The sequence below is a fragment of the Massilia horti genome (assembly GCF_004614195.1).
GTDB lineage: Bacteria > Pseudomonadota > Gammaproteobacteria > Burkholderiales > Burkholderiaceae_D > Telluria > Telluria horti.
In genome coordinates, this window is sequence record NZ_SPUM01000009.1 from 1 (window position 1) to 13269 (window position 13269).

At 65.3% G+C, this 13269-nt stretch carries 11 protein-coding genes; 3 read left to right on the forward strand and 8 right to left on the reverse strand.

Annotation, left to right across the window (positions count from 1 at the left end; all coding sequences use genetic code 11):
• Positions 1–53: 53 nt before the first annotated feature.
• Positions 54–1169: an acyl-CoA dehydrogenase family protein gene (locus E4O92_RS01720; protein ID WP_135188021.1), complete on the reverse strand. Its 1116-nt coding sequence runs from the start codon at positions 1167–1169 to the stop codon at positions 54–56.
• A gap of 170 nt (positions 1170–1339) precedes the next feature.
• Here E4O92_RS01720 and E4O92_RS01725 point away from each other — a divergent pair, with 170 nt between their 5' ends.
• Complete coding sequence (locus E4O92_RS01725; RefSeq protein WP_206076793.1) at positions 1340–1732, forward strand: GYD domain-containing protein; 393 nt, start codon at positions 1340–1342, stop codon at positions 1730–1732.
• Here the strand turns inward: E4O92_RS01725 and glcF are convergent, their stop codons facing one another.
• The 3 genes from glcF to E4O92_RS01740 are packed head-to-tail and all read right to left on the reverse strand — an operon-like array spanning position 1733 to position 5519.
• Positions 1733–2971, reverse strand: a complete 1239-nt coding sequence (gene glcF / locus E4O92_RS01730; RefSeq protein WP_135188023.1) for a glycolate oxidase subunit GlcF — start codon at positions 2969–2971, stop codon at positions 1733–1735.
• Positions 2972–2974: 3 nt separating this feature from the next.
• Entirely contained in the window at positions 2975–4030 is a 1056-nt protein-coding gene (glcE, locus tag E4O92_RS01735; protein ID WP_135188024.1) for a glycolate oxidase subunit GlcE, read from the reverse strand.
• Positions 4031–4040: 10 nt separating this feature from the next.
• On the reverse strand, positions 4041–5519 hold the full coding sequence (locus tag E4O92_RS01740) for an FAD-linked oxidase C-terminal domain-containing protein (RefSeq protein ID WP_135188025.1): 1479 nt from the start codon (positions 5517–5519) through the stop codon (positions 4041–4043).
• Between the two features lie 74 nt (positions 5520–5593).
• Here E4O92_RS01740 and E4O92_RS01745 point away from each other — a divergent pair, with 74 nt between their 5' ends.
• Together E4O92_RS01745 and E4O92_RS01750 are read left to right on the forward strand one after the other, a co-directional pair.
• Positions 5594–6163 carry a cob(I)yrinic acid a,c-diamide adenosyltransferase gene (locus tag E4O92_RS01745; protein WP_135188026.1) on the forward strand — a complete coding sequence of 190 codons (570 nt, stop codon included), beginning with the start codon at positions 5594–5596 and terminating at the stop codon, positions 6161–6163.
• Between the two features lie 6 nt (positions 6164–6169).
• Positions 6170–7162: a rhomboid family intramembrane serine protease gene (locus tag E4O92_RS01750; RefSeq protein WP_135188027.1), complete on the forward strand. Its 993-nt coding sequence runs from the start codon at positions 6170–6172 to the stop codon at positions 7160–7162.
• 238 nt (positions 7163–7400) lie between these two features.
• On the opposite strand, the gene E4O92_RS01755 is transcribed toward E4O92_RS01750, so the two are convergent.
• From E4O92_RS01755 to E4O92_RS01770, 4 genes are all read right to left on the reverse strand, one after another.
• On the reverse strand, positions 7401–9578 hold the full coding sequence (locus tag E4O92_RS01755) for a hypothetical protein (protein WP_135188028.1): 2178 nt from the start codon (positions 9576–9578) through the stop codon (positions 7401–7403).
• Between the two features lie 651 nt (positions 9579–10229).
• Positions 10230–12101: a 1-deoxy-D-xylulose-5-phosphate synthase gene (gene dxs / locus E4O92_RS01760; RefSeq protein ID WP_135188029.1), complete on the reverse strand. Its 1872-nt coding sequence runs from the start codon at positions 12099–12101 to the stop codon at positions 10230–10232.
• Positions 12102–12992: a polyprenyl synthetase family protein gene (locus tag E4O92_RS01765; RefSeq protein WP_135188030.1), complete on the reverse strand. Its 891-nt coding sequence runs from the start codon at positions 12990–12992 to the stop codon at positions 12102–12104.
• Positions 12989–13249, reverse strand: coding sequence for an exodeoxyribonuclease VII small subunit (locus E4O92_RS01770; protein WP_135188031.1), 261 nt, complete (start codon positions 13247–13249; stop codon positions 12989–12991). Before E4O92_RS01770 ends, E4O92_RS01765 begins: the two co-directional genes overlap by 4 nt.
• Positions 13250–13269 lie beyond the last annotated feature (20 nt).

Sequence of the window (13269 nt, forward strand, 5' to 3'; positions counted from 1 at the left end):
TTCGGTGGCGCACGTAACCGCGTGCGCACAGGTGCGCACCCTACGAGGTCGTTTCAGAATGACGGCGACAGGGGAAGCAGCATCGTATGCTGCGTCCCCGTGTGCACGTCGCGCCAAACGCGATTGATCTCGCTCTCCTCGTGCGCGGCATACAGCCCGCAATACGGATACAAATCGTCCGCGCCACGCCGCGCAGTGACCACCAGATCGAGCGATGCACGATGCAGTTCATGCATTCGTTCGGGGCTGACCACGTCGTTTTGGCAGACCGTATCCCACATCCGTTCCAGCAGGCCGTAGAACAATTCGCGCGCCTGTTCCAGATTGCGCTGTGCGCGCAGCAGCGCCGCGCTCACTTCAGGCATATCGGAAAGCGGCACGCCCGTACCAGGCCGCTTGCGGTTGGCAATGAGAGCCCTGGCCAGCTGCTGGAAATGCGCGCCCATTCCCGCGATGTTGGCCGCGATCGTCACGTAGGCCAGCGAAACGAACGGGAACCGGTACAGCGGCCCCGGTGCCGTCGCGGCCGCAGGATCGATGACGAACGCGTGACGGCCATCCACCCACACATTATCGACGCTGAAGCTGTGCGAAGCGCTCGCGCGCAAACCGATGCTGCGCCATGTGTCGTGCACGCGCACGTCCTTGGCAGGAATGATAAAAGCGCGCACCAGCGGCGCGCCGGTGCAGTCCAGGACCGCCTGCCCGCCTTCGCGGATCACCGCGTTCATCGTGAAGTGCGTGGCGATCGGCGCCCCCGTCGCAAACTGCCATGTGCCGCTCAGGCGATAACCCTCGCCTTCGGCATCCGCGTGGCCCGTCGGCGCACCGCTGCCGCCAACGCACAGCCGCGGCGTGCCAATGATCTCGCGCGCAAACTCCGGTGGCAAGAAGCCGGCGAACCAGCCGGCGCCGGCGCACAGCGTCACGGTCCAGGCGGTGCTGCCGTCCACCGCCGCCAGCGCTTCCTCCAGGCGCACCACGTCAGGCAGCGCCAGCTCGCCGCCCCCAGCAGACTTGGGCGCCAGCATGCGCAGCCAGCCGCGCTCATGCATCAGGGCCTGCAAAGGTGGCGTCAACATGCGCTGCGCGTCCGATGGGCTGGACTCGTCGCGGATAAGCTGGCGGTCTGGTTCGGCCAGGCGTGGGGATGCTGCGTTTGCGGTCATTCGTGAATCTGCCGGGTTGTTTGATCGAGTCGCGCCGATCAAGAGCGCGCCCAAGTATAGCCGCTCGTCGCATCGATGGAGATGTCGGTTGAACCGCCTCTTACGATCGAATGTCAAACGGCGTGAGTGATCTTTGTCGCAAGACATGGCACAGCTGGAAGGAGATGCAAATGCCAAAATATCTTGTCGAAGCCAACTATCGCACGTCGGGCATCTCGGGCCTGCTGAAAGAAGGCGGCACCGGCCGGCGCGCGGCGGTCAATGAAATGTTCAATTCGCTGGGCGGTAAGGTCGAATCGTTTTACTTTTCCTTCGGGGAAGAAGACGTTTACATCATTGGCGAGCTTCCGGACAATGCCGCTGCGGCCGCACTGACGGTCAGGGTCGACTCCACCGGAGCGGCCACGTGCAAAACCTTCATGCTGATGACCCCGGAAGAAATCGATGTGGCCGTAAAAAAGACCGGCACATACCGGCCGCCCGGCTATCAGATCGAGGCCGAAGTCTCCAAGTGGGAGGGCGAAGGTGGACACCTTGCGGGCGGCGAGGCGGGCAACGAGTGATCATGCTCGCTGCCCGAAGTCAGTAAGCATCCGGTCGATCAGCTCAATCCAGTGCGTCACCGGCTTGCTGGTGCCCGACTGCAGGTGCGTCAAACAACCGATATTGGCTGACACAATCCCATCGGCCCCGGTGGCTTCGAGGTTGGACAGCTTGCGGTCGCGCAGCTCATGCGCGATTTTGGGATGGAGCATCGAATACGCGCCGGCCGAGCCGCAGCACAGATGGCTGTCCGCGCACAGCACCACGTCCACGCCGGCCGCCCGCAGCACGCCCTCGACCTTACCCCGAATCTGTTGGCCATGTTGCAGCGTGCATGGCGGATGATAGGCGACGCGCTTCGTGACCCTGCCTTGCAGGCGCGCCGCCAGCTCGGCCTCGAACTGCGGCATGATCTCGGACAGGTCGCGCGTCATCTCCGAAATGCGCCTGGCCTTGGCCGCATAGGCAGCATCGTGCGCCAGCAGATGTCCGTACTCCTTCACCGTGACGCCGCAGCCGGACGCGGTCATCACGATCGCCTCGACCTGATCGACGTAGGGCCACCACGCGTCGATATTGCGGCGCATGTCGTCAAGGCCGCCTTCCTGGTCGTTCATGTGGTAGCGCACCGCGCCGCAGCACCCGGCCTTGGGCGCAACGAGCAGTTGTACGCCGAATGAATCGAGCACGCGTGCCGCCGCGGCATTGATGTTCGGGCCCATCGCCGGCTGCACACAGCCGGCCAGCACCAGCATCTTGCGCTCGTGCGTGCGCGCTGGCCACTGCCCGGGATCGCGCGTGGGCAGCAGCTTGTCCTGCAGGCCCTTTGGCAGCAGCGGGCGCAATGCCTGGCCCAGCTTGTACGCGGGCTTGAACAGCGCGGTGCGCGGCAGCGCTTCCTTGAGCGTGGCGCGCTTGACCCGCTGGCCCGGTGCACGCGGCACGCGTTCTTCGACCACCTTGCGGCCGATGTCGAGCAGGCGAGCGTACTTCACGCCGGAAGGACAGGTGGTTTCGCAGTTGCGGCAGGTGAGACAGCGATCCAGGTGCAGCTGTGTCTTGTGCGTCGGCTGTGCGCCCTCCAGCACCTGCTTGATCAGGTAAATGCGGCCGCGCGGACCATCCAGCTCGTCGCCCAGCAGTTGATAGGTCGGGCAGGTGGCGGTGCAAAAACCGCAGTGCACGCAAGCGCGCAGGATCGATTCGGCTTCCTCGCCCTCGCGCGTGCCTTTGATGAAATCGGCGAGATTGGTCTGCATGGTTCAGTACATCCGTCCCGGATTGAAAATGTGCGACGGATCGAATGCCGCCTTCATGCGCTCGTGGATCCTTAAAAGCGCCGGCGCCAGCGGATGGAACACGCCGACGCTCTTGTCGCCGCCCCGGAACAGGACCGCATGGCCGCCGCGTGCCGCCACGGTGCGGCGAATCTCCTGCGCGCTCTGCCCGTCCGCCGCCGCGCGCAGCCAGCGCTGCGCTCCGCCCCATTCGATCAGTTGCTCCCCCTCAAGCACCATCGCCCCGGTAACCGACGGCACCGAAAGCCGCCACAACGCGCCCTCGCCCGCAAAGAATGGGTGACGCTGTTCACGCAGCGCGGTCCAGAACGCGGACGCATCAATCACCTCCTCGCCCCCAAGCGACTTCACAGCCGCGTCGACCGCTGCCTGCGCGCCGGACAAGCGCAGCATCAGAACGCCGTCATCCCAGCAGCTTGCCGAAATCGGCAGCGGCTGGCCGCCCCACTCGTTAAGCTTGCGGATCGAGTCCATCGCACCGATTTCGAAACGCAGCGAGGTCTCGCGATACGCGCGCGGCAGCACCTTGACCGACACTTCCAGCAGCAGAGCGAGCGTGCCGAGCGAGCCGGCCATCAGGCGCGACACGTCGTAGCCCGCGACGTTCTTCATCACCTGGCCGCCGAAGGTGAGCACGTCGCCCTTCCCGTCCATGATCTTTGCGCCGAGGACGAAGTCGCGCACGGCGCCCACGCTGGCGCGGCGCGGGCCCGACAGGCCGGCGGCAATCGTGCCGCCCAACGTCGCGCCTTCGCCGAAATGCGGCGGCTCGAATGCGAGCATCTGGTCGTGCTCGGCCAGCACGGCTTCGACCTCTGACAGCGGCGTGCCGGCGCGCGCTGTGATCACGAGTTCGGTCGGCTCGTAGTCGACAATGCCGGCGTAGCTGCGCGTATCGAGAATGTCGCCTTCGAGCCGTTGGCCGTACCAGTCCTTGGTGCCGCCGCCGCGGATGCGCAGCGCGCGCTGGTCGCGGCTAGCCGCCAGCACCTGTTCCCTGAAATGTTCGATTGCCTGCATGTTTGGTGTCTCAAAAGCGCGGCAGGTCAGCGAACGGCAGTGCGCCCTTCGTGACATGCATCTTGCCGAATTCGGCGCAGCGGTGCGGGGTGGGGATCGCCTTGTCCGGGTTGAGCAGCATCGGCACGTCGAAGGCGCGCTTCACCGCCAGGAACATGTCGAGCTCCTTGCGGCCGAACTGCACGCACATCGAATTGATCTTTTCCATGCCCACGCCATGCTCGCCGGTGATGGTGCCGCCCACTTCCACGCACAGCGCGAGGATCGCGGCGCCAAAGGCTTCGGCACGCTCGAATTCGCCGGGCTGGTTCGCATCGAACAGGATCAGCGGATGCAGGTTGCCATCGCCCGCGTGGAACACGTTCGAGCAGCGCAGGCCGAAGGTTCTCTCCATCTCCTCGATCCCGGTCAGCACCTGCGCCAGCTTCTTGCGGGGAATGGTCCCGTCCATGCAGTAGTAGTCGGGCGAAATGCGGCCCGCGGCCGGGAACGCGTTCTTGCGGCCGGACCAGAAGCGCATGCGCTCGGCCTCGCTTTGCGACACCGCGATCGCGGTCGCGCCCGCCGAGCGCAGCACGCGGGTCATGCGTTCGATTTCCTCGGCCACCTCGAGCGCCGTGCCGTCCGCCTCGCACAGCAGGATCGCCGCGGCGTCCGTGTCGTAGCCGGCCTTGACGAACGGTTCGACCATGCGCACCGACATGCGGTCCATCATCTCCAGGCCCGCCGGAATGATGCCCGCGGCGATGACGCTTGCGACCGCGTCACCGCCGGTGACCACGTCGTCGAATGAGGCCATGATCACCTGCGCGGTCGCGGGCTTGGGCACCAGCTTGACCGTCACCTCGGTGACGATGCCCAGCATGCCCTCCGAGCCGATGAAGACGGCCAGCAGGTCCAGGCCCGGCGCATCCAGCGCCTCGCTGCCCAGTTCGATGATCTCGCCGTCGATGGTGGCCACGCGCACGCGCAGCACGTTGTGCACGGTAAGGCCGTACTTCAGGCAGTGCACGCCGCCCGAATTCTCGGCCACGTTGCCGCCGATGGTGCAGGCGATCTGCGACGAGGGATCGGGCGCGTAGTACAGACCGTACTGGGCGCAAGCCTCCGAAATGGCGAGATTGCGTACGCCGGGCTGCACGATCGCCGTGCGCGCATACGCATCGACACGCACGATGCGGTTCAGGCGCGCGGTCGAGATCACGACGCCATCAAGAATCGGCAGCGCGCCGCCCGACAGGCCGGTGCCAGCGCCGCGCGGGACGATCGGCACGTTCAGCTCGCGGCACACGTTCAGGATCGCCAGCACCTCGTCTTCGTTTGACGGCAGCGTGACGATCATCGGCAACTGGCGGTAGGCGGCCAGGCCGTCGCACTCGTAAGGTCGGGTATCCTCGGGGTCGGACAACACGCTGCGCTCGGGAAGCCGTGCGCGCAAGGCAGCCGCGACCTGTTCGCGGCGACCGGTATCGATTGGTATGGCGGACATTGGGGAATTGTAAGCACAATCACATCGATTTAGCGTATCCTCCGCCTATCTTTTTTTAATCGCAGGACATAATCATGGGCAATCGGCTTTCAAAAATCGCCACACGTACCGGCGACGATGGCAGCACCGGCCTGGGCGACGGCAGCCGCACCGGCAAGGACAGCGCGCGCATTGCGGCCCTGGGTGACGTCGATGAACTGAACTCCTTCGTGGGCCTGCTGCTGTGCGAAGACATGCCGCCGGCGCTGCGCGAAGAGCTGGTGACGATCCAGCACGACCTGTTCGATCTGGGCGGAGAACTGTGCATTCCCGGCTACCAGCTGATCACCGACGAGCAGGTGGCGCGCCTGGACGAGCTGCTGGCAAAGTACAACGCCGACCTGCCGATGCTCAAGGAATTCATCCTGCCGGCCGGCTCGCGCGCCGCCTCGCTGGCGCACGTGTGCCGCACCGTATGCCGCCGTGCCGAGCGCAGCATCGTGGCGCTTGCGAAAAGCGAGACCATCAACGCGCAGCCGCGTCAATACGTCAACCGCCTGTCCGACCTGATGTTCGTGCTGGCGCGTGTGCTCAACCGCTTCGCCGGCGGCAGCGACGTGCTGTGGCAGCACGAGCGCAAGCGGGGACTGGAGAGCGCCAGCTGAACGCCGATGGCAGATCCTGACGTCTTCGAGGTCCGCTTTTACGTCAATCGCCGCACCAAGCCGGCCAATCCGTTCCACTTCCACGGCAAGGGGTCACTGACGATCGAGCGCGACTTTGTCATCCTGCGCAGCCGCAGCCATCGCACCTTCCGGATGCCGGCCCATGAAGAACATCGGCTGCGCATGGTGGACATCGTCAACGTGCACACCGATGGCCAGGGCGTGTGGTTCGACGTGCAGGGTGTGAAGGGAGACCAGACCGTGGGCTTCGACGTTGGCGACGAGGCACAAGCCGACCGCATCCTCGCACTGCTGCCGCGGCGCCTGACCGATGAGTTTGCGATTGCCCACGCCGAGCGCCTGATCTTCCACGACCGGATCGACCATTGGACGCCATCGACTCCGGCGATCTGGGCGCTGCTGGCCGTGAACATCGCCGTGTTCGTGCTCATGTGGCTGGACCAGTCAGGCCACGGTTCAGCAATCGAACAGTCGCAGAAACTGGTACGCTGGGGCTCGAATGCCGGGCAGCAGACGCTGCACGGCCAATGGTGGCGGCTGGTGACGTCGATGTTCCTGCACGGGAGCGTGCTGCACATCGCGTTCAACATGTTCGCGCTGTTGCAGGTCGGCCGGCTGGTCGAGCGCATGTTCGGCAGCCTGCGCTTTTTCGGGCTGTACATGCTGTCGGGCGTGAGCGGGAGCCTGGCCAGCGTGATGTGGAATCCGCACGTGAACAGCGTGGGCGCGTCGGGCGCGATCTTCGGCATCATCGGCGGGCTGCTGGCGTTTATCGGACGCGAGAACAGCGGCGTGCCGGCGACCGTGGTCAAGGACCTGCGCGGGTCGCTGGCGCTGTTCCTGCTGTTTAATATCGGGGCGGGGTTTGTGTATCCGCACACCGACAACGCGGCGCACCTGGGCGGGCTGATTGGCGGGTACCTCGCGGGGCACCTGCTGGCGCGCTCGCTGCATGTGCCCGGCCAGAACCAGTCTTAGCCTGCACGCGGCTCAGCCCGTAGGGTGGGCGGGTCTCCCGCCCACGCGTTCAACCGGACTTCGCTCAGCCCAGCAGTCAAACCATGCGTGATTTGGACGCGTGGGCGGGACACCCGCCCACCCTACGATCGAAGCCGTCTACTTCGGCAAGCGGATTGGGTACTCGGCCACCTGGCTGTTGTTGGCATGGCCCGGCCAGCACCAGCCTTAGCCGGCCGGGTTCGCATCGCCATCGGTTTTACGGAATGACCGGCACCGGCCGCCCGTAGATTACGTAGCGCACGGTCGCGGTACAGCCGACCGTGGCGCATGTCCCGCTCGGGACACCCGGCGGCAGCGGATTGAGGATGACATCGTACACTTCCGCGCCAAAGAACCGGCGCTCCCCGGGTATCAGCCGGTTGCCCAGGTAGTCGCCGAAGCGGACAACCTGCACGCCACGTATCACTCCCACCTGAGTAGCGTTACTCGATGTCACCTGGTAGACCACGAAGTCGTCCCGGAAGCCGACCGCGTTCTGCGGGTAGCCGATCGTGCCCCCGCCCACCGCGAGGTTGATCCCGATCTCCCTGCCATCGCTTCGCGGCACGGCCATCGCATACGCGAAATCGTTGTTCCAGATGTCGTATTCGGCGAACGCGTTGTAGGTGGTCGCGCTGCTGGTCGGCGGCACCAGCGTTTCCAACCGCACGTAGGCCTGCGGCCGCCCCCCGCCCGCGTTGACGCCGGCATCAAACGCGAACAGGTACTCGTCGCGGAATCCTTCCGGGTTCTCGGCAGGCAGGCGCCGGAATGCCCCGCCCGTGATATTCCCGGGGAACGAGGCCTTGAGCCAGTCGTTGCCGTCCGGCGCCACCGAGGTATAGCTGTTGCCCCGCATGATGCTGCTGATCGTGACGGAACTCGATACCGCCGCACCAGCATTGTCGGCGAACGTAAACACCCGCAGCCTGCTGCTGTTGTCCAGCGCTCCCAGTACCATCCGCGCCGGCGCGCCCTGGATGAAGTGGGACTTGGACAGGCCGCTGGCGCCGGTCAGCTCGGTACGGTTGTAGCCGACGGTGGGGATCGATGCATCGGCAATGTCGGCCAGGCTCAGGCGCGCCACGATGCGCCGGTCCGGAAAGACACTGTCAGGGGCATAGGCATGGTCCACTCCGACGTACAGGAAGGTGTCGGAGAAAGCGAGGTCCGGATAGTCCATCCATTCGGAGGAAGTCAGCCCCATCCCGCTGGACACCCCGGTGACGCTGGGGCCGGTCAGGTCGACATAGGTCCAGGCATTGTAGAAATCGGTCGCGATGTCCTGCGGGCTCGCCCACGCGATGCGCAACCGGTTCGAGGCGGTGACCGTGGTTCCCGCCGCATTGAACACTGCCTTGTACTGGAGCAGCCAGACGAACAGGTTACGAGCAGGAAGGTACAGGACGATCTGGTCGCAGCACAGTCCGCCATCGCTTTCGGGAAAAAACGTCCTTCTCGCGGGATTGCCAGGCTGCGGCGCGAACAGGTTGATGTTCGTGAACGTGGCGCCGCCGTCAGTCGAGAAACTGATTCCCGTGTTAAAGGTGGTCAGCACCACGCCGTCCGGAGCGGAGGCTGCCGCATTCGGGTCGGGCGGCACCCCGGAACTGGTGCCCGAGGTGTTGTTGCGCACGATCTCGACCGCCGCTCCGGACATGCTGGCGCTCACGCCGGTCGCGGTGGGCGTCGCGGGAAACACCTGGCGCTGCGGACCGATCGGTATCAGGGGCGGCGTCTCGGCGTTGTTATCGGGAGTGCGCGGAATCGGGGGCGGGAAGAACGCGTTGCGCAAGGACTGCTTGGTCGACAGCCCCGTCCGCGCCTTGAAGGGGCCGGGTTCCGCGGTGTTCGGACTGATCGTGCCGTTCAGCCTGAACTTCACGGTCTTCCCGTGCTTGACGTAAGTGCCGGCCAGGGTGAACGGGTGCGGCGTGCCGTTGATGGGCGCCAGCCTGAAGATGGCGTCGACCAGCAGGTGCTGCAGGCCCTGCACCGGGCCCAGCAGGATCGGCAACTTAACCGGGCCCTGGTAATCGCCACCCTCCAGCGTGATCGATGTGACGCGCACATCTTTGACAGCTTCGCGGATATTGTTTGCCACGTCGAACTGGACGCCCACGGTCCGCCCGTCGTCCCACGCCGAGGCGACCACGTTGCCGAGCACCAGCGCCTGTTGGCGCTGGCGATGGTCGTGATCACCGTCATGATCCCGCCCATCGTGGGCTTGCCATTCGTTACTGGCGCCTGTTGGCTGCGGCTGGCCGGCTACGGCAAGGCCGGACACGCCAAGCCCCGCGATCAGCAGGCTGAACAAGCCGACCGCCGAGAGCCTGCCCAAGGTCGGCCGTAACCAGCCGCCGGCGAACCACGCTTGCGTGAATTTGCTCTTCATGCCTTGTCTCCGTCGAACGCAACTGGATCGGCAAATCGGACACCAGGCCCGATTCGGCCAACGCACCTTCAGGCAAGTCCAGCCGGGCTGGGCTTGATACGGGACAGGCACAAACGCTGCCCGCCGGGTACGCAGACAGAGCATAGGCCTGCTGGGCTGACTAATTTTGATGCAGTCTAAGCATTCAGCAGATTCCGCTTGACAAGCAAAATTCTTTCGGGAATGCGGGCCTGCAGAAAAAAGGGCATCTGGTGGGGCACCTGCTGGCGCGGTGGGCCTTAGCAGGCTACACGCGGCTCGGTAGGGTGGGCGGCGCCCTGAAGTCAAATCATGCGGGATTTGAACGCGTGGGCGGAAATCCGCCAATCGAAGCCGTAGTTAAAACAGACGGAGGCGGTTTGCATGCGTCCGCGTGCGCACAGGTGCGCACCCTACGATCCGCGGCAGATGCAGGCGGTAGGAGGCGCGGGACCGCCGAGGGCCTGTGCGCACGCGGTCAACGTTCGCGTCATGCCGGCTGACCATAGGCGCATAGCCAGTAGGGTGGGCGGCTTGCCCGCCCACGCGTTCAACCGGACTTCGCTCAGCCCTGAAATCAAATCATGGGTGATTTGAACGCGTGGGCGGAAATCCGCCCACGCTACGCAAAACCTAGCTGTTGTTGACCACCAGCCGCGGCTCTCCACCGCCGAAGCGCTGGCGAATCGAGGCGGCGATGCCCTTCGCATCCAGCCCCACCGACGCCAGCAGCATTCCCGGATCGCCGTGGTCGATGAATTGGTCCGGCAGGCCAAGGTGCAGGATCGGTTTGACGATCCCCTCAGCAGCCAGCGCCTCGGCCACCGCCGATCCGGCGCCACCCATTACGCAGCCCTCTTCCACCGTCACGAGATAGTCGTGTTCGTTGGCCAGGCGCTTGACCAGCTCGACGTCAAGCGGCTTCACGAAGCGCATGTTGGCGACCGTCGCATTCAGTTCGTTGGCCGCGCCCACGCTCGGCGTGACCATGGAGCCGAAGGCCAGGATCGCGATGCCTTTGCCCTGGCGCTTGATCTCGCCTTTGCCGATCTCAAGCGAGGTCAGTTCCTGCTCGATCGCCGCACCGACGCCCGCGCCGCGCGGATAGCGCACCGCCGCCGGTCCCGGGTAGTGGTAAGCGGTGGTCAGCATCTTGCGGCATTCGTTCTCGTCCGATGGCGCCATCACGATCATGTTCGGGATGCAGCGCAGGTAGGCCATGTCGTAATTGCCGGCGTGCGTGGCGCCGTCCGCGCCCACCAAACCGGCGCGGTCCAGCGCGAACGTCACGTCCAGGTTCTGCAGCGCCACGTCATGGATCAGCTGGTCGTAGGCGCGCTGGAGAAAAGTAGAGTAGATCGCGACCACCGGCTTCATGCCCTCGGTCGCCATGCCGGCGCCGAAGGTCACGGAGTGCTGCTCGGCGATGCCGACGTCGAAATAGCGTTGCGGGTACTGCTGGTGGAAGCGCACCATGCCCGAGCCTTCGCGCATGGCCGGCGTGATGCCGACCAGGCGCTGGTCGACCGCCGCCATGTCGCACAGCCAGTTGCCGAACACCTCGGTGTACGAGACCTTCGACGGCGCCGCCGCCGGTTTGATGCCTTCGTTCGGGTTGAACTTGCCGGTGCCGTGGTACAGGATCGGCTCGGCCTCGGCCAGCTTGTAGCCCTGGCCTTTCTTGGTCACCACGTGCAGGAACTGCGGGCCCTTGAGCTTCTTGATGTTCTGCAGGGTCGGGATCAACGATTCCAGGTCGTGGCCGTCGATCGGGCCGACGTAGTTAAAGCCGAATTCCTCGAACATCGTGGCCGGGACCACCATGCCTTTGGCGTGTTCTTCCAGGCGCTTGGCCAGCTCGCGCACAGGGCCGGGCAGCACGCTCTTGCCGACGTTTTTGGCGGCGGCGTAGAACTGGCCCGACATCAGGCGCGCAAGATAGCGGTTGAGCGCGCCGACCGGCGGCGAGATCGACATGTCGTTGTCGTTCAGGACCACGAGCAGGTTCAGGTCTTCTTCCACGCCCGCGTTGTTCAGCGCTTCGAACGCCATGCCGGCGGTCATGGAGCCGTCGCCGATCACGGCGATCGCGTGCCGGTCCTCGCCCTTGATCTTGGCCGCTTGCGCCATGCCCAGCGCCGCCGAGATCGAGGTCGACGAATGCGCGGTGCCGAAGGTGTCGTAGATGCTTTCGTCGCGCTTGGGAAAGCCCGACAGGCCGCCCAGCTGGCGCAAGGTGGGCATGCGTTCGCGCCGGCCAGTGAGGATCTTGTGCGAATAGGTCTGGTGCCCGACGTCCCACACGATGCGGTCATGCGGCGTGTTGAACACGTAGTGCAGCGCGATCGTCAGTTCCACCGTGCCCAGGTTGGACGAGAGGTGGCCGCCCGTCTTCGATACGGAATCGAGCAGGAAGTGGCGCAGCTCGTGCGCAAGCGGCGTGAGGCTGGTGCGCGGCAGCTTGCGCAGGTCCGCGGGGTCGTTAATGGTCTCTAGCAGTTTCATTTATGCTTTCCGCTGCACGATCAGGTCGGCCAGTTCGCGCAGCCGCAGTGCTTGTTCTCCGAACGGCGCCAGCGCCTCATGCGCGTCGCGCCGCAGTTTTTCGGCCAGTTCCCGTGACGGTTCCAATCCCAGGATCGACACGTAGGTCGGTTTGTTGTCGGCTGCGTCCTTGCCGGCGGTCTTGCCAAGGGTGGCCGAATCGGCGGTCGCGTCGAGCACGTCGTCGACCACCTGGAACGCCAATCCCACCGCTTTCGAATAGGCGGCCAGCGCGGTCAGTTCATGCGGCTCGATATCCCGGCCGGCCAGCGCGCCCAGCAGCACCGACGCGCGCAGCAGGGCGCCGGTCTTAAGCTGATGCATGTGTTCGAGGTGCTCCAGGGTCAGGGCCACGCCCACGCTGTCCAGGTCGATCGCCTGGCCGCCGCACATGCCGCCCGAACCTGCGGCCTGGGCCAGCAGGTGCAGCATCGCCACCAGCCGCACCGGCGGCACGGTGACCGCTTCGGCCAGCACCGCGAAGGCCTGCGCCTGCAGGGCGTCGCCGACCAAGAGCGCGGTCGCCTCGTCGTAGGCGACGTGCACCGTCGGCTTGCCGCGGCGCAGTTCGTCGTCGTCCATGCATGGCATGTCGTCGTGCACCAGCGAGTAGGCGTGGATCATCTCGACCGCGGCGGCGGCGCGCGCCAGCGCCTTGGGCTCGGCATTGAACAGGGCTCCGCTGGCGTACACGAGCAGCGGCCGCACGCGCTTGCCGCCGCCCAGCGTGGTGTAGCGCATTGCCTCGTGCAGCTTGTGCGGCACCTGGCTGCTTGCGGGCAGGAAGCGGTCGAGCGCATCCTCGACCTGTGCCTGCACGTCCTTCATCCAGTCGTTGAAGTTGGCCGTCATTGCCCGCCCTCGCCCGCTTGTTCCCCCGCGAACGGCTTGAGCATGTCGCCTTCGAGCACCTTGACCTGCGACTCGACCTTCTCCAGCTGCGCCGCGCAGTATTTCACCAGTTCGGAGCCGCGTGCATAGGCGGCGACCGAGGCCTCCAACGGCAGCTGGCCGGATTCCATCTGCGACACCAGTTGTGCCAGCTCGGCCATTGCCTGTTCGAACGACTCGGGTGGCGCCGCGCGCGACGCTGCTGTGTTATTTGACATAGATCGGTAAAATGTGTGGG